Raw genomic sequence first — 23023 nt, forward strand, 5'->3', positions numbered from 1 at the left:
TGGGGTCGGGTGGTGGGTTCGATGGTGTGGGTGGTGGCGTAGATCATGGCTTCGGCGGGGCCGTAGCCGTTGATGACGTGGATGCCGGGGTGTGACTGCTGGAGTTGGTGGACGTGTGCGGGGGAGGCGGCTTCTCCGACGGTGTAGGCGGTGGTGACGGTGGTGAAGGTCTCGGGGTGTTCGTCGGTGAGGTAGTTGAAGAGGGTGGCCGACAGCAGCAGGGTGCTGACCTTGTGCTGTTGTGCGAGTTCGGCGATGAGTGCGGGTTCGGGTTTCTGGCCGGGCTGGAGGACGACGCGGGCGCCGTGGAGGAGAGGCCCCCAGAATTCGAGGCTGAAGGCGTCCCAGGAGATGGGTGAGGACTGGAGGAAGACTTCGTCGGGGCTGGTGGGGAGGTAGGTCTGTCCGACGAGGGTGGAGACGAGGTTGCGGTGGGAGGAGAGGATGCCCTTGGGGCGTCCGGTGGAGCCGGAGGTGAACATCACGCAGGCGAGGTCGTCGCCGTGGATGGGCAGGCCGGGGTTCTGCGGTGAGTGGTCCCGGACGTCGTCCGGTCCTTCGACGGTGGTGGTCCACGGGCCGTGGAGGCGGTGGGCGAGTCCGGTGTGGGTGACGAGGTGGGTGATGCCGGCGTCGGTGGCGGCGGTGTGGAGGCGTTCGTCGGGGAAGTCGGGGTCGAGGAGTACGTGGCCTGCGCCGGTTTTGAGGACGGCGATCAGTGCGGTGGCGAAGGTGGTGTCGCGTTCGAGGAGGATGCCGGCGAGGTCGCCGCGGCGGAGTCCCTGCGAACGCAGGTGGTGGGCCCAGCGGTTGGCGGACGCGTTGAGCTCTCCGTAGGTGATTCGCCGCTCGCCGTCGATCAGCGCGACGGCCTCCGGTGCGCGCGTGACCTGTGCCTCGAACCGTTCCACGAGCGAGACGTCGTCCCGGTCGGCCACCGGCCCGGCCCACGGGCCGAGCAGCAGCTCCCGCTCCGCCCCCGACAGCACCTCCAGTTCGGCGACCCTGCGATCAGCCGGCTCCCCCCGCCCCTCGGCCGGAGCGAGGGCAGTTGCGAGGAAGGTGACGAAGCGGTCCTGGTGGGCGGCGACGGCGTCCGGGTCGACGCCGTCGGCCGGGGTGTCGAAGTCGATCCGCAGGCCGTCCGACGCGCCCAGGTCGTACACCGCGACACTGAGGTCGTCCACCGGGCCGTTGCTCACGTTGTGGTTGACCGTGGGGTGGCCGCACACCGTCATGTCGGCGTTGAAGCCCATGATGTTGAGCACCGGCCCGGTCAGCGTGCGGGATCCGGTGAGGACCCGGGCGTCCCGCCGAAGACCCTCGTAACGCGTCAGCTGGTGGCGCAGACCGTGCTTGACCTCGGCGGACACGCTCCGCACCAGCGTGCGGAGGGTCTCCTCGGCGGTCACCCGCAGCCGCAACGGTACGACGTTGGAGGTCATGCCGGGCGTACTGCGGGCGGCCTTCGTGGTCCGGCCCGTCACCGGCAGCGCGAGCATCAGCTCGTCCTGGGGCGTGACCCGGTGCAGGTACACCGTGAACAGGGCGATCACCAGGACCGGCCATGAGACCCGCTCGGCGCGTGCGACGGTCCGCAGCCGGTCCGCCTCCGCCGCCGGTACCAGGACCGTGCGCCGGGCGAAGGGCAGTGCGCCTCGGGCCGCAACCGCGCGGCCGGTGCCCCGTACCAGGCTGTCCGGCGTCTCCCGCGCACCGGCCAAGTGCTCGTGCCAGGCTGCCCGTTCGGCGTCCGCCTCCGCCGAGCTCCGCCAAGCGGCGTCCTCGGCGTGGAGGTCGGCCAGCCGGCCGAACGGGGAATCGTCCCACGGCTCGCCGGCGACCGCCTTTTCGTACAGCTCGACCAGCCGCTTCAGCAGCATCGAAACGCTCACGCCGTCGACCAGCAGGTGGTGGAAACCGTAGAAGTAGAAGTACCGGTCCTCCGCCAGCTTGATCAGCGCGCAGCGGACCGGGGACTCACGGGTCAGGTCGAAGGGGGCGCCTATCGCCGCGTCCACCAGGCTCCAGGCCGCCCGCTCCGGGTCGTCCTCGGCGCTCACGTCGGTGAACGGGAGGGAGCGGGCCCCCGGTTCGGCGTCGATCAGCTGCCACACGGATTCGCCGTCGTCCTCGAAGCGGAGGGTGCGCATGACGTCCGCTTCTTCCACGAGGCGGCGCCAAGCGGCTCCCATCAGCGCCGGGTCGACCGGGCCGAGGATGTCCCGGCACTCGCCGACGTTGTACTTCAGGCCGGTGCGGTCCAGCGCGTGGGCCGTCCAGATGTCACGCTGGGCTTCCGAGAGCGGCAGCCGGAGGACGGCCGGAGCGGGTGCGACGGTCGCGTCGGACGGCATGGGATCTCCTGTGTGGGTCGCGGTGGGGACGAGCGGGTCCTGGGTGTGCGGAGCCTGGAGCGTGAGCGGGGCCGGCGACGGGCCGGAAGGATGAGGTCGGACCGGCCGTCCTCGGCCTGTCCGTCGGCGCCGGGCCGGTAGAGCCATACAACCGCCGGAGCCCGGTGCGGAGCGGCAGTTGCTCCGGCGGTAGGGCCAGCAGTTCGGCGGGGGCTGCGGCAGTCAGACGGCAGCCGTGGCGTCGGCCGCCGCGCGTACCACGCACAGGACGCGGAACCCCGACCGCCCGCTGTCCGCGCTGGACCGGATCACGCCGTTGATCAGCAGTTCACGGATCAGCCGGCCGCACTCGGGCAGTGTGCGTCCCGTGAGCCGCACGACGTCCTGGAGCAGGAACTCCCCGCCGGCCGCGCGGCACAGGTCACCGACGAGCGTCCGGTACGGGTCGGACAGCGCGGCAAGGGTGCGACCGACCCGCTCCTGGAGGCGGGAGCCGTGCGGGTCTCCGGCGAGGTGGTCGAAGAGCGGGGCCGGGTCCGATTCGACGATGTCGCGCAGGGTGGACAGATCGCACACGGCGAGCCAGGAGGCGGCGGCTTCGAGCGCGGCCGGATGGCCGTCGAGGCGGTGGCAGATCCAGGCGACATCGGCGAGCGCCTGCTCGTCCGGCACGATGTCGGGGCGCACCCGGCGGAGCTGGCTGAGGAAGAACCGGACGGCCGCCGCGTCCGTGGACCCGGCGGTGGGCGCGGGCGCCTCCAAGGGGGAGAGCAGGAAGAGGCGTTCACCGGGTACGTTCCACGGCCGCTCTCCGGTGATCAGCAACCTCAGGCCGGGGAACTCCCGCAGCAGACGGCTCAACCGGCCGAAGTCGAGGGAGCCGGTGTCGACGCCGTCGAGGACGAGCACGGTGCCCTGTCCGCCGATGGCCTCGACGACATCCGCCAGCTCGGGCAGCAGGTTTCCGGCTTCTCCGCCGCCCCCCAGGAAACGCGCGCACGCGTCGGCCAGCCGGGGGAGCGGGTCTTCGCCGGCCCCGAGGCAGTCGGCGGCGGCCCCGTCACCGGAGTGCCACAGCACGGGCAGACCGGCATCGTGCAGGCGGGCAGCCGCCTCCAGCGCGAGCCGGGTCTTGCCGACGCCGCTCAGTCCGACCACGGTGACCAGCCGTTCGGCGCCCGACCCCAACTCCTCCACGACCACGCCGGTCTCCGCCTCCCGGCCAACCTGCGGGTACAGCGGTACGGGCGGCGCCGCCCGCTCCACGGACAGACGCCGGACGGCGTCGCCCGCCCTTGAGCCCCCTCTGGCCGCAGCCTCCAGCTCCGTACGCGACCGCGGACCGAGTCTCAGCGCGTCGGCGATCAGACGCACCGTCTCCGTTCTGGGCCGCTGGGCCTTCCCCTTTTCCAGGTCCCGGATGGCGCGCACGCTGATCGTGGAGAGGTCCGCCAGCTCCCGCTGCGTCAGCCCGATGCGGAGGCGGTGGCGGCGTATCAGGGAACCGAGCGGGGCGGTCGCCGGGCTGTCCTGCTGGGGGAGGGTGAGCGTCATGATAAGGACTCCTGCTCGTCGGGGAGAGCCAACCCCGGAAGCGGCTGCGGGCCGGGGCGCTGTGCGGGACGGCTGTCGTGCCTTGCTTCTGCCGGAATCCTCCCCACGCGCCCTATCCGGGGGGCATCGCGGGACCAACGCGGTCCGCGGCCTGCCGGGCCCGCCCGGAGATAGCGGCGAGGCGCGGACGAGAAGCTGCCATGCCCTTCCGGGACCGGCACGCGCCACAGGTGATAGGGGGTGTGGGGCCGTGATAACGGGGCGATAGGACCGGGACCGGTGCGGTGAATCCGGTCATTCCTAACTTGGTGTCCAGAAGGAAACGGAACACCGACGAGAGGACAGTCCGATGTCGAAGAACACCACTGCCCGCAACACCATCCGCGCCGCCTTCGCCACCGTCGCGGTCGTCGTCGTGACCGGAATCGGTGTCCAGGTGGGCTGGGCCGACGACACGTCCGGGACCGGCACCCGGTCGACCGAGACCTCGACCTCGACCGCAGCCACTCCGACCCCCACCCCCAGCCCCAGCAGCTCCACGGACAACAACCCCTGGGACTGACGGACCCGGGGCGCCCCGCCCCTGCTCCCCGGCCCAAAACCCGATCCGCGCCCGCCGGATTCCCGGTCCCGGCTCCTGCCGACTCCGATCCGGTCCCGGCTCCTGCCGACTCCGATCCGGTCCCGGCTCCTGCCGACTCCGATCCGGTCCCGGCTCCTGCCGACGCCGTCACCGGCCCGGTCCCGGCCTCGCGGCCCGCGCACCGGCGGAACTCGCCCCCGTGCCCGTGACATCTCAGGCCGGTGTCGAACCCAGTCGCACCGGCGACGCCTCCGCGCCCGCCCGACTCAGCCGGCGCCGAGCAGCTGCCGCGTCTCCGCCAGTTCCCGCGTCATGCCCCGGTCCCTGAACACTCCCAACGCAGGGGCCAGCAGCTCCCGGCGACGCACCGGTTCGTCCTCCAGCAGCCGTGCCAGATCCAGGCGTGCCAGAGCCCCACCGTTGAAGTCCATGATCTGCTCCCGGGCCGCGACGGCCCGGTCGAAGAAGTACCTGGCCCGGTCGGGCCGCTCCATCAGCACGAAGGCCTGGCCCAGATCGCGCAGCAGATGTCCTTCGCCGATCACGTCGCCGGAGTCCCGGCACAGCTCCAGGACCTCCGTGAACGTCAGCACCGCGAGGTCGAGCTCACCGCGCTCCAGCAGCAGCTGTCCCACCCTGCGCAGGGTCCGTGCCCTGCCTCCCACATAGCCGACCCCGTCGTAGATCTCCAGGGCCTCGTCCAACTGCGCCTGGGCCGCGGCCTTGTCACCCCGGCGCATCCGTATGTGGGCGCTCTGCGTGAGCACGATCGCCCGTCCCACCACGTCTCCGGCACGGTCGAAGTCGGCCAGGGCCCGTTCGTACAGATCGAGGGCGGTGTCGTCCTCGCCGCTCGTCCGTGCGATGAGGGCCATGTCACGGCGGCACAGCGCCTCGCCCTGCGGTTCGTCCAGTGCCTGGAAGACGTCGAGAGCCGACCCCAGCGCCTGGCGTGCCATGCCGAACTCGTTGCGGCTCAGGTACAACGAGCCGAGCGAGGCGCGGACGGCGGCGGTTCCCCGCAGATTGCCCGCCTTGCGTACGGCCGCCAGCGCCCGCACGTGGGTCCGCTCCCACAGGTCGTAATGGCCGCGCACTTCGAACAAGGTGACCAGGGTCGTCGCCAGGTTCCAGCTGACGTCGTGCAGGCCCTCGTCGGCGGCGTGCTCCACCATTCCGCAGAGGGCCGCCTGCTCCGCGTCGAACCAGGCCAGCGGGTCGGCGAGCAACTCCTTGGTGCAGGACTCGGGCGGTACCCAGCGCGGAGCGTCGCCGTGCAGCACGGTGAAGTCACCGCCGTAGACCTTGCGATGGGCCTCTTGCGCGAGGTACATCCAGCCGCCCGCCATGCGGGTGAGCGCGGCCCGCTGTGTCTCCGGGGCGTCATGCAAGGCCAGTTGCTCGCGGGCGTAGACCCGGATGATCTCGTGGAACTGGTACCGGTAGCCGCCGGTGCGCTCCACACCGACGACGTCCAGCATCTGCATGTCCACCAGTGGTTCCATCAGGTCCGACGGTACGGGACGGTCGTCCTCCAGCAGAGCGCCGGCCAGCCAGCTCGGCAGCGTCGGCGTCCGGGACATGCTCAGCATCCGCAGCAGCGCGCGGTCCTGCGGTGCCAGGCCGTTGTACGTGAGCGAAAGACTGGCCCGCATCGTCATCTCGCCGTGGGCCAGTTCGTCCAGGCGGTGTCGTTCGTCGGCCAGCCTGAGCACCATCGAGGCGAGCGTCCAGTGCGGGCGGGCGGCGAGCCGGGCCGCCGCGATCCGCAGGGCCAGCGGCAGCCGTCCGACGGTACGGACCAGAGCCTTGGCGGACGCCGTCTCACCCTCGACCCGCTCCGGCCCGATGATGCTGGCCAGCAGTCTCAGTGCGCGGTCCTCGTCCAGGACGTCCAGCTCCACGCGGTGCGCGCCCGGCAGTGCGGTCAGCCTGGCCCGGCTGGTGACGAGGACCGCGCAGTCGCGGCTGCCGGGCAGCAGCGGTTGCACCTGGCTCTCGGTGGCCGCGTCGTCCAGGACCACCAGAAGGCGGCGCGAGGCGAGCCGCGTCCGGTACATCTCCGCCCGCTCGTCCAGCGAGTCCGGTATGAGCTGACCGGGGATGCCCAGCGCTCGCAGGAAGCGGCCCAGCACCTCAAGCGCGGTGGCCGGTGTGCCGGTGCCGCGCAGGTCGCAGTAGAGCTGACCGTCCGGGAACCCCGATTCCGCGAGCCGGTGCGCGACGTTCACGGCGAGCGTGGACTTGCCGGTGCCCGGCTTGCCGGTGATCACCGCGAGTCCTACCGCCTTGCGGTCCCGGTCGTTGGCCAATGCCTGCTCCAGAGCGGCGATCTGAGCCTCGTCGGCGACGAAGTCAGAGGTCGAAGCAGGGAGTTGCTGCGGCCGGGCGTCGTGCGGCTGCGGTTCGGCCGGATTGGGAGAGTCGTCCCGGACGGTGACCCGGGGCGGCTCGCCGGCACCGCTCCGGCCCGCGGCGTACGCGTCACCGCCGTGCGGCCCGGGTCTTCCGGACCCTGCCGGACTACCGCCCCCCGCGGGCCCGGCATCGGAGGCCGGTGCCGGACCCGGACGGCTCCCGGCCGCCTCTTCGCGGGGCCGTATCGCCCGTACAGGCGGAGGCAGTTCACCCGCGAGGATCGCCGCTTCCAGCCGCCGCAGCTCCCTGCCCGGCGCCAGCCCCAGTTCCTGGTCGAGGATCCTGCGCCCCGTGCGGTAGGCCTCCAGTGCCTCCGCCTGGCGCCCCGACCAGTACAGGGCGCACATCAGCTGCTCGCGCAGGCGCTCGCGCAACGGGTTCTCGTGGGTGAGCAGTTGGAGCTCGCCCACGAGCCGGTCGTGCCGTCCCAGCTCCAATTCGATCTGCAGACGCAGTTCGACGGCGCTCAGCCGTTCCTCGTCGAGTTTGCGGGCCTTGTTGGCGAGTGGTCCGCTTGCGAGCCCGGTCAGCGAATCGCCTTGGCCGAGGGCCACCGCCGACTTCAGCAGCGTGACCGCCTTCTCCGGCTCGCCCTCGTCACGATGGCGTCGAGCCATCGCGACCAGTCCGGTGAACAGGAGCGAGTCGACGTCTCCGGTGTCGACCTGGAGGACATAACCAGGTGGCCGGGTCGAGATCGAGACCGTGCTGTCCGCTCCGGCCAGCAGTTTCCGCAGCCGGGACACGCATATCTGCACCTGGGTGCGCGCGGTCTCCGGAGGGTTGTCCTCCCAGATGAGATCCACCAGATAGCTGGTGCCGACAACCCGGTTCGCCTCCAGCAACAACGCGGCCAGGATCACCTCCTGCCGCCCGGGTGGCACCCGCAGGGGCCCGTTCTTGCCCCGCACCTGGAGCGGACCCAGCAACTGGAAGGGCGGCCGCGACGCGCCGGGGACATGCTCGACCGTGTGCGGCGTGCCCTCGGTCACCGAGCCTCCGACCTCGTAAGCGACTTGAACTCGGGATCAACTTTCCCAAAGGTTCCACAACCGTCACGGTCTGTCCATCCTTCCGCGTGCCGAGCGTGATCACTCGGCGAATAGCGGCGCGATAAGGGAAGGTTGGCGCACTGCGGAAGAGTGGGTGGCGGAGGAGAAAGGAGGCGTCCCATGCACGCCGACGTCTGGACGAGCGCAGCCCCCGATTCGGTGGTCGACCTGGTCACCGCAGCCGGTACCGACCACGTCCGCCTCGTGTACGACTACCTCGACGCCGGTGACCTCGACGCGTGCGCATCCCTGCTGCACGACCACGTCGAACTGGAACTGCCCGGCGTTCCCACGGTCCGCGGACGGACCGCCGTGCTGCGCGCCCATCGTGACCACAACGGGTCCGACACCCGCCACGAGATCGACCGCGTCGTCGCCCGGGACAGGAGCATTGTCGCAGCGGGCCGCCGCATCACCCCCGGCAAGGAGGACGTCAGTCTGCGCTTCGTGGACTTCTTCCGAATCGCCGGCGACGGCATGGTCGAGTCCTGTACGCGCTACTACCACGCGGAGCCGGGAGGCACTGGGGCGAAGTCGTGGAGACCGGCCGGGTTCCCGCCGCCCTCCCGCTGACACCGCGATCAGCCGGTTCGTCGTGCGGGGCACGGGTTCCACGATGTGTGGGCCGGAGCCTTCGGCGGGACGGCCGGGCAAGGACGGGAGACTGACAAGGGTTCGATGCTGTTCGCGCTTTCACGAGAAGAACTGGTCGCGTCCCTGGGCGAGGAAGCCGTCTTCGTGGCGCCGTCCGGTTCTCTGGGGCCCGCGGCCGGGAGTTCTCCGGCAGCCCGGCTGCTGACCTCGGTCGGCATCCCGACGGGAGTGTTCCAGCCGCAGAAGCGCAACGATTCGGGCCGGTTTCCGCTCGTGGCCGAACGGATCGAGCCCGGCACGTACGAGGCCCCGCCCGGGTGCGGAGGGTGGATGGTCTTCGGCTGCGTCGGCGCGGCCCTCCTCCCCGACACCCTCACCGATGTGATGCGGCCGGCCCGCGCGTGGGGCGCGAGCAGTTGACGGTGGGGTACCTGACCGACTTGATGTCCGGCGGCACCACGGTCGTGGACCTGTGGGACGGCGGGCCGGTCCCGGACGGACCTCTGACGTACATCGGCCTCCAACGCCCCGCAGGTCTGCACCCGGACTCCCAGGTCATCACGCTCGGAAATCTGCGCGACCTGATCCCGGGCCGAGTGCCGGCGTGCCCCGCGGCGAGGCCATGAAGGGGCTTCCTTCTCCATTCTTTTCCTGAACGAGTTCCTTCGCCTTCCTCGCCCTCGAATGTCGCTCCGGGCGCCGCCCGAGCCACGTCGGACCTGTTCCCACGGGTGCTGCCGTCCGAGGCGCTCGGCACCCGACTCCTGGTCGGGCCTCCTCCGTGCGGGCTCCCCGATGCTGGGGGAGGATGGAGGGGAGCCGAGCCAAGGAGGAAGGGCCGTGGGAAACACGGAAAAGGGCAAGAGCGATGAGCACGGTCTCTACGAAGACACCCCTTCCCAGGCGGAGGGCGAGCGCGACGAGTCCGGGAAGGCGGCCCGTTCCAAAGACGCTGTTCATCCGATGGCGGCCAGGACGGAGCCCTCACAGGCCGAGGGTGAGCGTACGGACTGACCGCCGCCGGCGCGGCCAGGAGGGACGGGCGCGGTCACGAGCGCCCTCCTGGTCACGGGGAACGGGCCCGCGAGGGCTGCGAGCGCAGTGATCAGCAGATACCGGTCGGCCGGAACGGACCGCGCTCATGGGCGGGCGCATGCACGATCGGCGGCACGCGCCGGGTGAGAGACGGGTCCCGGCGAGCCGGGGTACGGGCCGCTCGTGGAGTCCCGCTTCGGTTCGTCAGCCGCGGAGCGCCCGAGGGTACGCGTGCGCCGAGCACCTGCTCGCGCGGCTGATGGTGGAGCACGGCCGCGAACACGGTTCCGAGGGTGGTTGGTTGGTTCGTGACCGCACCGGGCGGCCACGGCGGGAGCGAAGTCGGCCCGGCGGAGCAGGCGTTCGGCGGGTTCCTGTGCATGTCCCCCGCATCCCACTGTACTTCGAGGTGCCAGGCGCATCCGGTGACGGTCCACCGGGGTGCGCCGTCGCTTCGGTGCGCCCATCGGCCGTCGGCGGGCGCACGCTTTCTGCGGGATGCGCCGGTTTGCCTCCCCCCTCTCTGCTTACGGCTGTGTATCGACGCGAGAAAAACCCCAACGCCTCTTGTACGACCCTGTTGTGAGCGCTAACAATCGAGCTCTGCCGGGACTGATGAACCTCGGCCGCCAAGCCGGGACGACGCCGTCCAGTGGCGCGAGCACGCTTGCTGTCGCCGAGGCCGTTCCGGACCGAGCCGCCTCGACGACGGGAATGCCAGGTAACGCCCATGACGAAACTCCGCTCCGCATACGCCCTGCTGGCCGTGACCACCGGTTGTGCCCTGCTCCTGACCGCTTGCGGGCAGAGCGGCGAGGGGGGCAGCGAGGAGTCGAAGGACAAGAAGGACCTGACCATCGGCATCGCCATGCCCACCAAGTCCTCCGAGAGGTGGATCGCCGATGGCAAGAACATGACCACGAGTCTGAAGAAGGCCGGCTTCGCCACGACGCTGCAGTACGGCGAGGACGACCCCGACCAGCAGGTCGCACAGATCGAGAACATGATCACCCAGGGTGTCGACGCCCTCGTCGTGGCCGCCATCAACGGCGAGGCGCTCTCCAATGTCCTGCAGCAGGCGGCCGACGCCGACATTCCGGTCATCTCCTACGACCGGCTCATCCTGGGCTCCGACCACGTCGACTACTACGCCTCCTTCGACAACGAGAAGGTCGGCGAGCTCCAGGCCACGTACATCGTGGACAAGCTGGGTCTGAAGGACGGCGCGAAGAAGGGCCCCTTCAACATCGAGCTGTTCGCCGGATCCAACGACGACAACAACACCAAGTACTTCTTCAACGGCGCCATGAAGGTGCTCAAGCCCTACTTCGACAAGAAGCAGCTGGTCGTCCGTTCCAAGCAGACGCAGCTCAATCAGGTCACCACACTGCGCTGGGACGGAGGGACGGCTCAGAAGCGCATGGACGACCTGCTGACCTCCGCCTACTCCACCGCCCGGGTGGACGCCGTGCTCTCCCCGTACGACGGCATCTCCATCGGTATCCTGTCCGCCCTGAAGTCCGACGACTACGGAAGCACCGCCAAGCCGCTGCCGATCGTCACCGGCCAGGACGCGGAGGTCGCCTCCGTGAAGTCGATCATCGCCGGCGAGCAGACCCAGACCGTCTACAAGGACACGAGGGCCCTCGCCAAGGTCGCCGCCGACATGGTGTCCGCCGTCCTCGACGGGAAGAAGCCGGAGACCAACGACGACACCACGTACGACAACGGCAAGAAGGTCGTGCCGGCCTACCTGCTCGACCCGATCAGCGTCGACAAGTCGAACTACCAGAAGGTCCTGGTCGACTCCGGCTACATCGACGCCAAGGAGCTGGGGTGAGCCCCGCCGCTGCCCACCCCTCCGAGGCGCCCGCCCCGACCCCGAGCGGACCCGTCCTGGAGATGCGGTCCATCGTCAAGACCTTCCCCGGGGTCAGGGCGCTGTCGGAGGTGACCCTCTCCGTGGCGCACGGCGAGGTGCACGCCCTGTGCGGCGAGAACGGCGCCGGCAAGTCGACGCTCATGAAGGTGCTGTCCGGCGTCCACCCGCACGGCACCTACGAGGGTGAGATCGTCTTCGACGGCGAGCCGTGCCGCTTCAAGGACATCCGGGCCAGCGAACGGCGCGGCATCGTCATCATCCACCAGGAACTCGCACTGGTTCCCTACCTGTCGATCGCCGAGAACATCTTCCTCGGCAACGAACCGTCCCGGCGGGGCATCATCGACTGGCGTGAGGCGCTGCGCCGCGCTTCCGCCCTGCTCAAGCGGGTCGGACTCGACGAACACCCCGAGACCCGGGTCGCCGACATCGGGGTCGGCAAGCAGCAGCTCGTGGAGATCGCGAAGGCTCTGGCGAAGGACGTACGGCTGCTGATCCTCGACGAACCCACCGCCGCGCTCAACGACGAGGACAGCGCCGAACTCCTGCGGCTGATGGGGGAGTTGAAGGGGCAGGGCATCACCTCGATCATCATCTCGCACAAGCTGAACGAGATCGCCAAGATCGCCGACTCCGTCACCATCCTGCGCGACGGGCGCTCCATCGAGACCCTGGACGTGAGGGACCCGGCCACGACCGAGGAACGCATCATCCGCGGCATGGTGGGACGGGACCTCGACAGCCGTTTCCCCGACCGCACGCCCTACGAGGGTGCGGCCGACACCGAACCGGCCCTGGAGGTCCGCGACTGGACCGTGCGCCACCCCCTCGACCGCAGCCGCAAGGTGGTCGACGGAGTCTCGCTCAGAGTCCGCCGCGGGGAGATCGTCGGCATCGCCGGGCTCATGGGCGCGGGCCGGACCGAGCTGGCGATGAGCGTGTTCGGCCGCTCCTACGGCCACTACGAGCACGGCTCCGTCCTGAGGGACGGCCGCGAGGTGCGGACGCGGACGGTTCCCGAGGCGGTCGCGGGCGGCATCGCGTACGTCACCGAGGACCGCAAGCACTACGGCCTCGACCTCGGGGACACGGTGAGCCGGAACATCTCGCTCGCCTCTCTCGGTTCCCTCGCCCGGCGGGGCGTCGTGGACGCGCACGAGGAGCGCAAGGTCGCCGAGCGCTACCGGCGGACCATGAACATCAAGGCGCCGAACGTCCTCGAACCGGTCGGCCGGCTCTCCGGCGGCAACCAGCAGAAGGTCGTTCTCAGCAAGTGGATCCTCGCCGGGCCGGACGTACTGATCCTCGACGAGCCCACCCGCGGGGTCGACGTCGGAGCGAAGTTCGAGATCTACACCGTGATCAACCGGCTTGCCGCCGAGGGCAAGGCGATCCTCTTCATCTCCTCCGAGCTGCCCGAGCTGCTCGGCATGTGCGACCGCATCTACACCATGGCCGCCGGGCGGCTGACCGGCGAGGTGTCCCGCGAGGACGCCACCCAGGAAGTGCTGATGCGGCACATGACCCGGGACACCCCCGCACCACCGGCAGTCACGGCAGGTGCCACCCCCAGCGAAGGACACCAGGCATGAGCGCCGACGTCAGCACGAACACGACCACGCAGGCACCACCGGGCGGCGGCACCCGGCCCACCGCGGGATCGACGGGCCGGGTCCTCCTGGACGGCGTACGGCGCAACATGCGCCAGTACGGGATGCTCTTCGCCCTCGGCCTGATCGTGCTCCTGTTCGAGATCTGGACGGGCGGCGACCTCCTGCTGCCGCGCAACGTCTCCAACCTGGTGCTGCAGAACAGCTACATCCTCATCCTGGCCATCGGCATGATGATCGTCATCATCGCCGGGCACATCGACCTGTCGGTGGGCTCCTTGATGGCCCTGGTGGGCGGCATCGGGGCCGTGCTCATGGTCGAGCACCACGTCTCCTGGCCCGTCGCGGTGGTGCTCACCCTGCTGCTGGGGGCCGCCGCCGGCGCGCTCCAGGGCTTCTTCATCGCCTACGTCGGCATTCCGTCGTTCATCGTGACCCTCGCGGGCATGCTGCTCTTCCGCGGACTCACGGAGATCTTCCTCAAGGGCCAGACGCTCGGCCCGTTCCCCGAAGGGCTGCAGAAGGCCGCCAACGGGTTCCTCCCCGAGGTGGGCCCGGAGACCAACTACCACAACATCACCCTGCTGTTGGGGCTGGGTCTGGCCGCGTACGTGGTGCTCCAGGAGGTACGCGACCGCCGGCGCCAGCGCGAGTTCACCCTGGAGACGCTCCCCACGGGCCTGTTCGTGCTGAAGACGACGGCGCTGGTCGCCGCGGTCCTGGTCACGACCCTGCTGCTCGCCAGCTACAAGGGCGCGCCCGTGGTGCTGCTGATCCTGGCCGTGCTGCTGGTCGGCTTCGGATACGTGATGCGCAACGCCGTGATCGGACGCCATGTGTACGCCATCGGCGGGAACCTGCCCGCCGCGAAGCTGTCCGGGGTCAGGGACAAGAAGGTGACCTTCGCGGTGTTCCTCAACATGGGGATGCTCGCGGCGCTCGCCGGCCTCGTCTTCGCGGCGCGCTTCAACGCGGCCTCGCCGAAGGCCGGCGTGAACTTCGAACTCGAGGCCATCGCGGCGGCGTTCATCGGCGGTGCGTCGATGAGCGGTGGCGTCGGCACCGTACTGGGAGCCATCATCGGCGGCCTGGTCCTCGGCGTGCTGAACAACGGCATGAACCTGGTCGGGGTGGGGACCGACTGGCAGCAGGTCATCAAGGGCCTCGTGCTGCTGGCGGCGGTCGGCTTCGACGTGTGGAACAAGCGGAGGGCGGGGGCCTGATCCCGCTGTGACACGGCTGTGCCCGCCGGCTGGTTCGCCGGCGGGCACAGCCGTGTCACGGAGTCCGGCGTGTCCAGAATGCCGAACTAATATTTCGCGAACCGGAGTTGGCGCGTCGATGAACGAGCGCTCGGTCGTACAACCACAGGCGACACTCATTGATCAAACGTCGCGTAAGGCTGTCCGAGCGGCAGCCATCGGGGCATCGAAGGGAATTCAGTGATCAGTGTCGGCAGATCCCGTCTGGCCGCCGCGACCGCGGTGGTGGTCACGTTGACGGGAGGTCTGGTGGCGTTCGCCACCACGTCGGCTTCGGCGGCAACATGTGCGACGAACACCTTCACCCGGCAGTTCTTCGCGAACACCGGCTTCTCGGGCGCGGCGAAACGCACCGACTGCGACGCTTCGGTCAATGAGAACTGGGGCACGAAGTCGCCCGGGGTCTCGGGTGTGGGTGCGGACAACTTCGGTGTGCGCTGGCAGGTGACCCGTGATTTCGGTTCCGGGGGTCCGTTCGCGTTCGCCGCGTCGGGTCAGGACGGCATCCGGGTGTACCTGGACGGGGTGCGCAAGATCGACCTGTGGAAGAACGGGTCCGCCACCGTCTCCAAGACGGTCAACCTCACGGTTCCGAAGGGCACGCACACCCTGCGGATCGACTACGTGAACTGGACCGGTGCCGCCGCCGCCAAGTTCGCCTACACACCGCGTTCCGGGGCGGCTCCGGACCGCGTCGCCCCGCTCGCGCCGGGGGGACCGTCCATAGCGAGGGACGCCGGCACCGGACGGAACTTCCTGCGGTGGTCGGCGAACAAGGAGATGGACCTCGCCGGCTACCGCGTCTATCGTCGCGCCGCGGGGCAGACCTCCTTCGGCAGTCCCGTCGCCACGGTCACCGGGACGTCCTTCACCGACACGACGGCGGGAACGGCCACCCACCTCTACGAGATCCGCGCAGCCGACAAGTCCGGCAACCTGTCGGCGGGAACGGCCGACGTCTCGGTCACGCAGAACCCGGTCTTCCTGCGCCAGTTCTTCGCGAACACCACCTTCACCGGTACGCCCAGGAGCACGGACACGGATGCTTCGGTCAATGAGAACTGGGGCACCAAGTCGCCCGGGGTCTCGGGTGTGGGTGCGGACAACTTCGGTGTGCGCTGGCAGGTGACCCGTGATTTCGGTTCCGGGGGTCCGTTCGCGTTCGCCGCGTCGGGTCAGGACGGCATCCGGGTGTACCTGGACGGGGTGCGCAAGATCGACCTGTGGAAGAACGGGTCCGCCACCGTCTCCAAGACGGTCAACCTCACGGTTCCGAAGGGCACGCACACCCTGCGGATCGACTACGTGAACTGGACCGGTGCCGCCGCCGCCAAGTTCGCCTACACGCCCCGTACCGACCCTGCCGTGGACAAGGTCGCCCCACTGGCCCCCACCGGTGTCAAGGTCAGGTACGACGGGGCCACCGACTCCGCCACCGTCTCCTGGGCACCCAACAAGGAGATGGACCTCGCCTACTACCGGGTCTACCGGGAGACCGCATCGGGCGACTACATGGTCATGGTGCTCACCGACAAGACCACCTGGACCGCGACCGGGCTTCCCCGCAACGGCAAGCCCATCGGCTTCTACGTGGCCGTGACCGACCGCAGCGGCAACCTTTCCGCAAACGACCCCCTCGTCAAGATCACCCCGGTCGACACCGTCACCCCGAAGACTCCCGTGGTCCATGTGTCGCACCTGGACAACACCCCGCACTCCCTGAAAATCAATTGGGATGCCTCGACCGAGGACGAACTGCGCAACGGCGGCACCCTCCGGGTCTACCGCTCCACGGGCGACACCCTCGGCGACACTCCTGAACTCATCGCCACGACCTCCTCGCCGACGACCTCCGCCGTCTACGTGTACGTGGACGACACGCGGGTCTTCGACGGCACCACCTATACCTACGCGGTCACGGTGACCGACGCGGCGGGCAACACGTCGCCGATGTCCGCGCCGGACTCGGTGACTCCCGACAGCGTGCCGCCCGCTCCGGTCACCGGCCTGACTTCCGCACCCGCCGTCAACGGAACCCTGCTGAGCTGGGACGCACCCGCCGAGAGCGGCGTGCGATTCACGGCCGCACGCGTGGTTCAGGGCCTGGACGGAACCGTCCACTACGACAGCACGGGATGCCACGACGCCGCGCAGCCCGGCGACCTGCCGAACACGATGCTCTGCGTCGGGCCCGCCGATGGCGAGACGGTCACCTTCCTCGTCATGACCTCCGACGAGTGGCAGAACCATCTGCCGGTGGCCTCGGCGCCGACGATCACGGCCACCGAACTCGACACCCGGCCCGACGAAGCGCGCGCGGCGATCCCCGGGCCGATCACGATCATCGACCCGGAGAAGGTGGGCGAGAGCCCCGCTGCCGTGCGATGGACGTGCTCCGACGAGGCGGTGTGCGCCGGTGTCACGGCCTATCACGTGGACGTCTGGAACCCGGTCACCTCCGCCTACACCCCGGTCCGGACCGTCATGGCGAGCGGTAAGGGCGCCGAATACCTGGGCTACGTACCCCTGCCGCTCGGTGAGACCTCGCACTTCCGGATCACCGGCATCCTCGCCGACGGCTCCGCACTCGCGACGGCGTACGTCGCCGGAGCCCGGGGCCGCGCCGTGTAGAACCCGCGGCGGGGTACTTCGCCTTCCGCGCCACCTGGAGCCACTTCCGCCTCGGCGACATCGTGGTCCGGCGCGGTCGCTGACGGGACGGCCCCCTCGGTCCGGAGCGCTTCCGCCCGCTCCGGACCGAGGCGCGTTGCCGCTGGGCAGGCCCTACTCCGGTGCGTACGCCTCCACTTCGAGGATCCGCGAGTAGTCGGCGCTGTTGGAGGCGTGGACGAACACCCGGACCGCGTCCGTGGTGACCGGTTCGAAGGTGGTGACGATCCGGTCGAGGGTGTTGCCCCGGTAGGACCCGACGGTCAGCCACTCGCCCCCGGACCGCACCTGGACGTCGAAGTCCTTGATGCCCTGGACGGCCGCCGGGCGGGCCGGTGTGCCGTAGGTGACGGTCTCGACCCGTCCCAGCTCGACCGGCTGCGGCCACTCGACCGCGAGCCAGTCGGGGAAGACGCCCTTGTCGGCGTCGTTCCAGCCGTACCCCGAGCCCCAGTGGAGATAGTCGCTGTCCCCGTCCACGGCGGCGCAGGTGGTGAAGTTCCCGTGGGTCGAGGAGGCGGTCACCGCCCTGCCGTAGGCCAGGTCGACGCCCGGACCGGGCGCGGGCGGGGCCTGGACCGTGAGGGGGACCACGACGCGCTGCCTGCCCGAGACCGCGGTCAGGTCGTAGGTGCCGGGCGCCGTGCCCGGCGGTACCCGTACGCCCACCGAACGGGTCACCGGACGGTCGGGGTCGGCGACCGGCAGATAGGTCGAGAACACCTGGTCCGAGAGGGTGATCGGCGCCTCGGCGGTCAGCGTCGCGTCGGCGAACAGGGCCGTCGTACCGGTGTTGGTCAGGGAAACGCTGAACTTCGTCGGCATGCAGGGGAGTTCGGAACCGGTGAGGCTCGTCGGTGAGGCCGAGAGCACCACGGGGCCGGCGGACGACTTGGCGGAGGTCTGCCCGGCGGCCGGTGCCTCCGCCTGCGGGCGGATGGCGGCGTGGGCCTCGTGGGCCGAACCGCCGGTGGCGAGGGTGGACGCGGTGATGGCGACGAAGGCGACGGTGGTGACCGTGCGGGCGCTCTTCACGGCTGTCTTCATGGCGCGCTCCTCAGACCTGCTGGATGGCGGGGACGCCGCTCTCGACGGCGAGGACGGTCCTGCTGCTCACGGTGCCGTCCGGCACGGTGACCCGGTCGCACACGCGGTGGTCGGCCAGCCACAGGTCCGGGGTGATCTCGCAACTGACGTAACCTCGCTGGAAGTTGCCGAACTTCATGTGCGGGTTCTCGGAGAGGAGCACCTGTCCCGTGGCATCGAGGTCCTGGCCGTCGAGGCCGGAGGCGATCGAGGTGCCCACGAACTCGGTCGCCACGACGCGGGAATCCGGGTCGTGGAAGTCGAGCGCCAGATCGCTCGCGACGCTGCGGTGCAGGTCGCCGGCGAGACTGACGACGTTGCGCACCCCCCGGTCCGCGATGCCGCCGAGCAGCCGGTCGCGGGAGGCGCTGTACCCGTCCCAGGTGTCCATGGGGACGGCGACGTCCGGTCCGGCCACCGTGTCGAGCAGGGTGATGGCCGTCTGGTGGCCCAGGATGTTCCAGCGTGCCCGTGAACCGCTCAGCCCGTCGAGCAGCCAGCGCTCCTGCGGGAAGCCGAGGATGGAACGCGCCGGGTCGGCGGTCGCCGCGTTCGGGGCCTTGGTCCCGTCCCCGTTCGCCTGGTCGTCGCGGTACTGGCGGGTGTCGAGCATCGAGAACTCGGCGAGGCGCCCGTACCCGAGACGCCGGTACAACTGCATGTCCGGGCCCTGCGGGAACTGGGGCGCGCGCAGCGGCATGTTCTCCCAGTACGCCCGGAACCCGTTGGCCCGGCGGATCAGCAGGTCGTCCGGCGTGGAGCCGTCGGCGGCGAGGTTCGCCCAGTTGTTGACCACCTCGTGGTCGTCGAAGACGACGATCCACGGGGCGGAGTGGTGGGCGGCCTGGAGGTCGGGGTCGAGCTTGTAGTAGGCGTACCGCTGCCGGTAGTCGTCCAGGGTCACCGCCTGGCGGGTGTGGTGCTCGTCGCCGTCGTCCGGCCGGACACCCCGGTCGATGCCGAACTCGTAGATGTAGTCCCCGAGGAACAGCACCACGTCGTGGCGGCGGGCCGCGAGGTCGCGGTGGGCGGTGAACCAGCCCTCCCAGATGGCCTGGCAGGAGGCGAAAGCCAGGGAGAGGCGGGGCACGAGCTGATGGGCGGCGGGCGCGGTCTTCGTACGCCCCACGGGGCTGATGAACCCGCCGCAGCGGAACCGGTAGAAGTACTCGCGCCACGGCTCCAGGCCGCGGACGTCGACATGGGCGGTGTGGTTGAACTCCGGGGTCAGTTGGGCGGTTCCGCGCCGGACGATCCTGCGGAACCGTTCGTCGGAGGCGACCTCCCACTGCACCGGGTGGGTCCGCCGGTCCATTCCGCTGAACGGGGCGAGGGGATCGGGAGCCAGCCGGGTCCACAGGACGACCCCGTCGGGCAGCGGATCACCGGAGGCGACACCCAGTTTGAAGGGATCGTCCTTGAGCCGGGCGGCGGGAGCGGCGGCGGCCTCACCCGCGCTGGGGAGGGCGCCGGAGAGGGCGAGGGCGGCAGCGGCGGCGGTGACGGTGACGAACCGTCGGCGTGTGGCTGCCGTGAGCGCCGTAGGTGGAGCGAGTCTGGAAGTCACCTCTTCACGACAGCGGAGCGCCGTGAACACGGGGCGTCCGCCGGGAGTCCGTCGACGGGCGATGAGCCGACTCCTTATTGTCAGGGACCCGACAGTCTTGCGGGATGCGCCACGGGCGCGCCCCCGTGGACCCCGGCCTGCGGGGGCGTCGGCCCTCGTGCACTATAGGGTCGCGCGTGGCGCCCCCGATGAAGGACGCGCAACCGGTGGGCCACGAACTCCGCTTCCGGACTCTCCGTACGGCCGTCCCGTACCGGACGCGGGCGGTCCGGCCGTGCACGCGTGCCGCCCCCGGCGGCAGGGATGCCGGGGGCGGAATGCGTGTCGACCGTGGCGTGGGCGGCCCGCTCGCGCCACGTCGGGGCGAGGGGCGGCCCGCTCGCGGTCAGGAGGCGACGAACCTCGCGATCTGGCCGAGCACGACGGTGTCCGTCAGGTACCCGATGTGGGTCTGGCAGGCCACGTTGTTGTTGGTCGCGCCGTCCAGCTTGGTGCTGGTGTACGGGAGGATGATGCCGTCGCACGCCGAGTACCAGGTGGCGTACTTGGTGGTGCCGGGGGTCTCGTCGCCCGAGGTGAGCTGGGAGATGAACGAGGAGCCCGGGTACATCTGCTGGCAGGTGGTGTAGATCAGGCAGGCGCCGGCGTACGTCGTCCCGTGGTTCGCGCCGGCGATCGACGCGAGGTGGCTGACGCTGGTGTTGCCGCCCAGCACCTTCAGGTAGTACTGGCTGACCAGGCCGCCCATCGAGTGGTTGACGATGGCGACCTTGCTCGCGCCGGTCTGGGCCTTCACGTTGTTGACGAAGGTGGCCAGGCCCTGCGCGTTGGTGATGTTGTTGCCGTACGAGTCGTACTCGTAGGCGAACAGGTTGGAGCCGGACCAGCCGTTGAGCTGGAAGACGCTCTTGGCGGTCACCCAGTTGGAAGCGTTGCCGGTGTACCCGTGGACGAAGACCACCGGGGTGCTGGTCGACAGCACCTGTGCGGAGGCCGATCGGCTCACGGAGGCGGCCGGCGCGGACGCGGAGTCGGCGGCGCCGGCGGTCGACGCCGAGGAGAACAAGGTGAACGCGGCGGCGGCAGCGGCGAGAACGCCGAGAAGGCGGCGGGGGGAACGGCGCATGGAATGCTCCTGACAAGAATGCGGGGGGCTCGGTGTCTGGCCGGACCAGAGTCTCGGAGCGGGAGCCGGCCGCCATCGGTGAAATCGCCAGCGTTCGCTGCGGGGCGCGTTGCCGGGGGCTGTGGGAGTGGGTCCCGTCGGCGCGAGCGCGCCATGGCGTCGTCGTGTGCCTCACCGTGTCGTGGCGGTGGCAGCGGATGAGGTGGCGCCGGGATCATACAGGTGAAACTGTACAGCCCAAACTGTAGAAGCTACCGTGGCGGGCATGAGCGAGAACTCGCACCCGTCACCCTCGGCGGTCCAGGCTTCGTACGAGATCCGCGCGGTCATCAGCCGGCTGCGGCGTCGCATCCTGAACGCCTCCGCCGTCGAGGACCTCACCCTCGGGCAGTCGTCGGTCCTGGCCCGGCTGGCCGGTGAGGAAGGTGTCACCGCGACCGAGCTCGCCGCCGCGGAAGGCGTGCGCCACCAGTCGATGACGGCCACCGTCGCGGCACTCGCCGCGAGGGAGCTCGTGGTGCGGCGCCCCGACCCGTCGGACGGGCGGCGCCTGCTGATCGCGCTGACTCCTGAGGGCAGGCGGCGGGTGGAGGAAGGCCGGCAGATCCGTACGGAGTGGCTGGCCGAACGGTTGCAGGACAGGTGCACGGAACAAGAACGCCAGGCAGTGATCGCCGCCCTGGCCGTACTGGAGCGGCTGACCCATGACTGACGCCAAGACGCAATCCATAGCCGGGAGGGACAAACCGGCGTTCGACCGGCGGCTGCTGCCGCCCATGATGCTCGGCTCCGTCCTGAACCCGGTCAACTCGACGATCATCTCCGTCGCGCTCGTCCCCATCGCCAAGGCCCTGGGCGCCCCGGCCTCGCAGACGGCGTGGCTGGTCTCCGCCCTCTACCTGGCCACGGCACTCGGGCAGCCCGTCGTGGGCCGGCTCATCGACATCTTCGGGCCGCGCAGGCTCTTCCTGGTCAGCACGAGCCTCGTCGGCGTCGCCGGCGTCGTCGGCACCCTGGCGCCGAACCTCGGCGTACTGATCGCCTCCCGGGTCCTGCTCGGATTCGGCACCTGCGCCGGGTACCCCGCCGCGATGGCACTGCTGCGCAGCGAGGGCAAGCGCACCGGACAGGACAACCCCGGTGGGGTACTGACCGCCCTCGCGGTCGCCAACCAGACCGTCGCCGTCATCGGACCGCTGCTCGGCGGACTGCTGATCGGAGTGGGTGGATGGCGTGCGACCTTCGCGCTGAACATCCCGCTGGCCGTCGCGGCCGTACTGCTGGGGCTCTGGCGACTGCCCAAGGCCGGCGCCACAGGCGACCGGGGGGACGAGCCGGCCACGGGCGGGTCCCCGCGGCGGGGGAGCGTGGCCGCCCGGATCGACCTGCCCGGCATGGGGCTGTTCGCCGCGACGCTCACCTCGCTGCTGCTCTTCCTGATGAACCTGCACCTGCGCAACTGGTACCTGCTGCTGATCGTCGCCGCCGCCGGAGCCGCCTTCGCCGTACGCGAACTGCGCACCGCCACCCCCTTCATCGACCTGCGGGTGCTCGGCGGCAACACCCCGCTGCTGGCCACCTACGCGCGCGCGCTCGTCGCGTACGTCGTCGCGTACGCCTTCCTCTACGGTTTCAGCCAGTGGACCGAGGAGGGCTACGGGCTGTCGCCCTTCCACGCCGGGCTGGTGCAGATCCCCATGTTCCTGATGGCGATCGGCATCTCCGTGGTCACCGGGCGGCGCAAGAGCGTGCGCGGCAAACTGGTCGTCGGCGCCGCCGGGCAGATCGTCGCCTGCCTGCTGATCCTGACGCTCTCCGGGACCAGCCCCGTGTGGCTGCTGCTCCTGGTCGCCCTGATCTTCGGCGTCCCGCAGGGGCTGAACAACCTGGCCCTGCAGAACTCCGTCTACTTCCAGGCCGATCCCGAGCGCACCGCCTCCTCGGCCGGTCTGCTGCGCACCTTCGCCTACATCGGCTCGATGGTCGCCTCCTCCGCGACCGCCGCGTCCTTCGGGGAACACGCCGGCACCGGCGGCATGCACCAGCTCGCCCGGGTGATGCTCGGTGCCGGGGTGGTCTACCTCCTGCTGACCGTCTGCGACCGCACTCTCGGCAAGGCCGCCGCGGCCACGGACACCGCCCGGACAGGGAAGTAGGCCGGCGGCGCGAAGCAGTGCCCCGGGCCGGGGAACCGGTGGTGCGCCGTGCCGGATGCGGGCACACCACC

At 70.2% G+C, this 23023-nt stretch carries 16 protein-coding genes and 1 pseudogene; 11 read left to right on the forward strand and 6 right to left on the reverse strand.

Features of this window, described 5'->3' with window-relative positions; all coding sequences use genetic code 11:
* Window positions 1-2357, reverse strand: a 2357-nt coding sequence (locus ACFZAX_RS22265; RefSeq protein ID WP_390963645.1) for an AMP-binding protein, incomplete at its 3' end; no start/stop codon positions are given.
* A 222-nt stretch (window positions 2358-2579) separates the two neighbouring features.
* Window positions 2580-3911 (reverse strand): helix-turn-helix domain-containing protein, encoded by a 1332-nt coding sequence (locus tag ACFZAX_RS22270; RefSeq protein WP_390963646.1) that lies wholly within the window; start codon window positions 3909-3911, stop codon window positions 2580-2582.
* Between the two features lie 349 nt (window positions 3912-4260).
* On the opposite strand from ACFZAX_RS22270, the gene ACFZAX_RS22275 reads away from it, so the two are divergent.
* On the forward strand, window positions 4261-4473 hold the full coding sequence (locus ACFZAX_RS22275; RefSeq protein WP_390963648.1) for a hypothetical protein: 213 nt from the start codon (window positions 4261-4263) through the stop codon (window positions 4471-4473).
* A gap of 287 nt (window positions 4474-4760) precedes the next feature.
* Here ACFZAX_RS22275 and ACFZAX_RS22280 read toward each other — a convergent pair whose 3' ends face one another.
* Entirely contained in the window at window positions 4761-7841 is a 3081-nt protein-coding gene (locus ACFZAX_RS22280) for a BTAD domain-containing putative transcriptional regulator (protein ID WP_390963878.1), read from the reverse strand.
* A 243-nt stretch (window positions 7842-8084) separates the two neighbouring features.
* Between ACFZAX_RS22280 and ACFZAX_RS22285 the strand changes: the two genes are divergently transcribed.
* From ACFZAX_RS22285 to ACFZAX_RS22320, 8 genes and pseudogenes are all read left to right on the forward strand, one after another.
* Entirely contained in the window at window positions 8085-8537 is a 453-nt protein-coding gene (locus tag ACFZAX_RS22285) for a nuclear transport factor 2 family protein (RefSeq protein ID WP_390963650.1), read from the forward strand.
* Window positions 8538-8642: 105 nt separating this feature from the next.
* On the forward strand, window positions 8643-8978 hold the full coding sequence (locus ACFZAX_RS22290) for an SUKH-4 family immunity protein (RefSeq protein ID WP_390963651.1): 336 nt from the start codon (window positions 8643-8645) through the stop codon (window positions 8976-8978).
* A pseudogene (locus ACFZAX_RS22295) lies at window positions 8960-9184 on the forward strand (hypothetical protein); the annotation flags it as partial. The gene ACFZAX_RS22290 and the pseudogene ACFZAX_RS22295, both read left to right, overlap by 19 nt.
* 214 nt (window positions 9185-9398) lie before the next feature.
* Window positions 9399-9572 (forward strand): hypothetical protein, encoded by a 174-nt coding sequence (locus ACFZAX_RS22300; protein ID WP_390963652.1) that lies wholly within the window; start codon window positions 9399-9401, stop codon window positions 9570-9572.
* 751 nt (window positions 9573-10323) lie between these two features.
* Window positions 10324-11433 carry a multiple monosaccharide ABC transporter substrate-binding protein gene (chvE, locus tag ACFZAX_RS22305; protein WP_390963653.1) on the forward strand — a complete coding sequence of 370 codons (1110 nt, stop codon included), beginning with the start codon at window positions 10324-10326 and terminating at the stop codon, window positions 11431-11433.
* Window positions 11434-11495: 62 nt separating this feature from the next.
* The gene (gene mmsA / locus ACFZAX_RS22310; RefSeq protein WP_390963879.1) at window positions 11496-13067 is read left to right on the forward strand and encodes a multiple monosaccharide ABC transporter ATP-binding protein; all 1572 of its coding nucleotides are present in this window, start codon (window positions 11496-11498) and stop codon (window positions 13065-13067) included.
* A complete protein-coding gene (gene mmsB, locus ACFZAX_RS22315; protein ID WP_390963654.1) occupies window positions 13064-14308 on the forward strand; it encodes a multiple monosaccharide ABC transporter permease in 1245 nt (414 codons plus the stop codon). The genes mmsA and mmsB overlap by 4 nt, the downstream gene beginning before the upstream one ends.
* Before the next feature lie 219 nt (window positions 14309-14527).
* The gene (locus ACFZAX_RS22320) at window positions 14528-16978 is read left to right on the forward strand and encodes a PA14 domain-containing protein (RefSeq protein WP_390963656.1); all 2451 of its coding nucleotides are present in this window, start codon (window positions 14528-14530) and stop codon (window positions 16976-16978) included.
* Between the two features lie 153 nt (window positions 16979-17131).
* Here ACFZAX_RS22320 and ACFZAX_RS22325 read toward each other — a convergent pair whose 3' ends face one another.
* The 3 genes from ACFZAX_RS22325 to ACFZAX_RS22335 form a co-directional block, all read right to left on the reverse strand.
* On the reverse strand, window positions 17132-18064 hold the full coding sequence (locus ACFZAX_RS22325) for a discoidin domain-containing protein (RefSeq protein WP_390963658.1): 933 nt from the start codon (window positions 18062-18064) through the stop codon (window positions 17132-17134).
* Between the two features lie 10 nt (window positions 18065-18074).
* Window positions 18075-19670 carry an alkaline phosphatase D family protein gene (locus ACFZAX_RS22330; RefSeq protein ID WP_390963660.1) on the reverse strand — a complete coding sequence of 532 codons (1596 nt, stop codon included), beginning with the start codon at window positions 19668-19670 and terminating at the stop codon, window positions 18075-18077.
* A gap of 385 nt (window positions 19671-20055) precedes the next feature.
* A complete protein-coding gene (locus ACFZAX_RS22335; protein ID WP_390963661.1) occupies window positions 20056-20796 on the reverse strand; it encodes an alpha/beta fold hydrolase in 741 nt (246 codons plus the stop codon).
* A 265-nt stretch (window positions 20797-21061) separates the two neighbouring features.
* Between ACFZAX_RS22335 and ACFZAX_RS22340 the strand changes: the two genes are divergently transcribed.
* Both ACFZAX_RS22340 and ACFZAX_RS22345 read left to right on the forward strand, forming a co-directional pair.
* A complete protein-coding gene (locus ACFZAX_RS22340) occupies window positions 21062-21508 on the forward strand; it encodes a MarR family transcriptional regulator (protein WP_390963662.1) in 447 nt (148 codons plus the stop codon).
* Entirely contained in the window at window positions 21501-22952 is a 1452-nt protein-coding gene (locus ACFZAX_RS22345) for an MFS transporter (RefSeq protein WP_390963663.1), read from the forward strand. The genes ACFZAX_RS22340 and ACFZAX_RS22345 overlap by 8 nt, the downstream gene beginning before the upstream one ends.
* The last annotated feature ends 71 nt before the right edge of the window (window positions 22953-23023 follow it).

Source organism: Streptomyces sp. NPDC008125, from assembly GCF_042957125.1.
Lineage (GTDB): Bacteria > Actinomycetota > Actinomycetes > Streptomycetales > Streptomycetaceae > Streptomyces.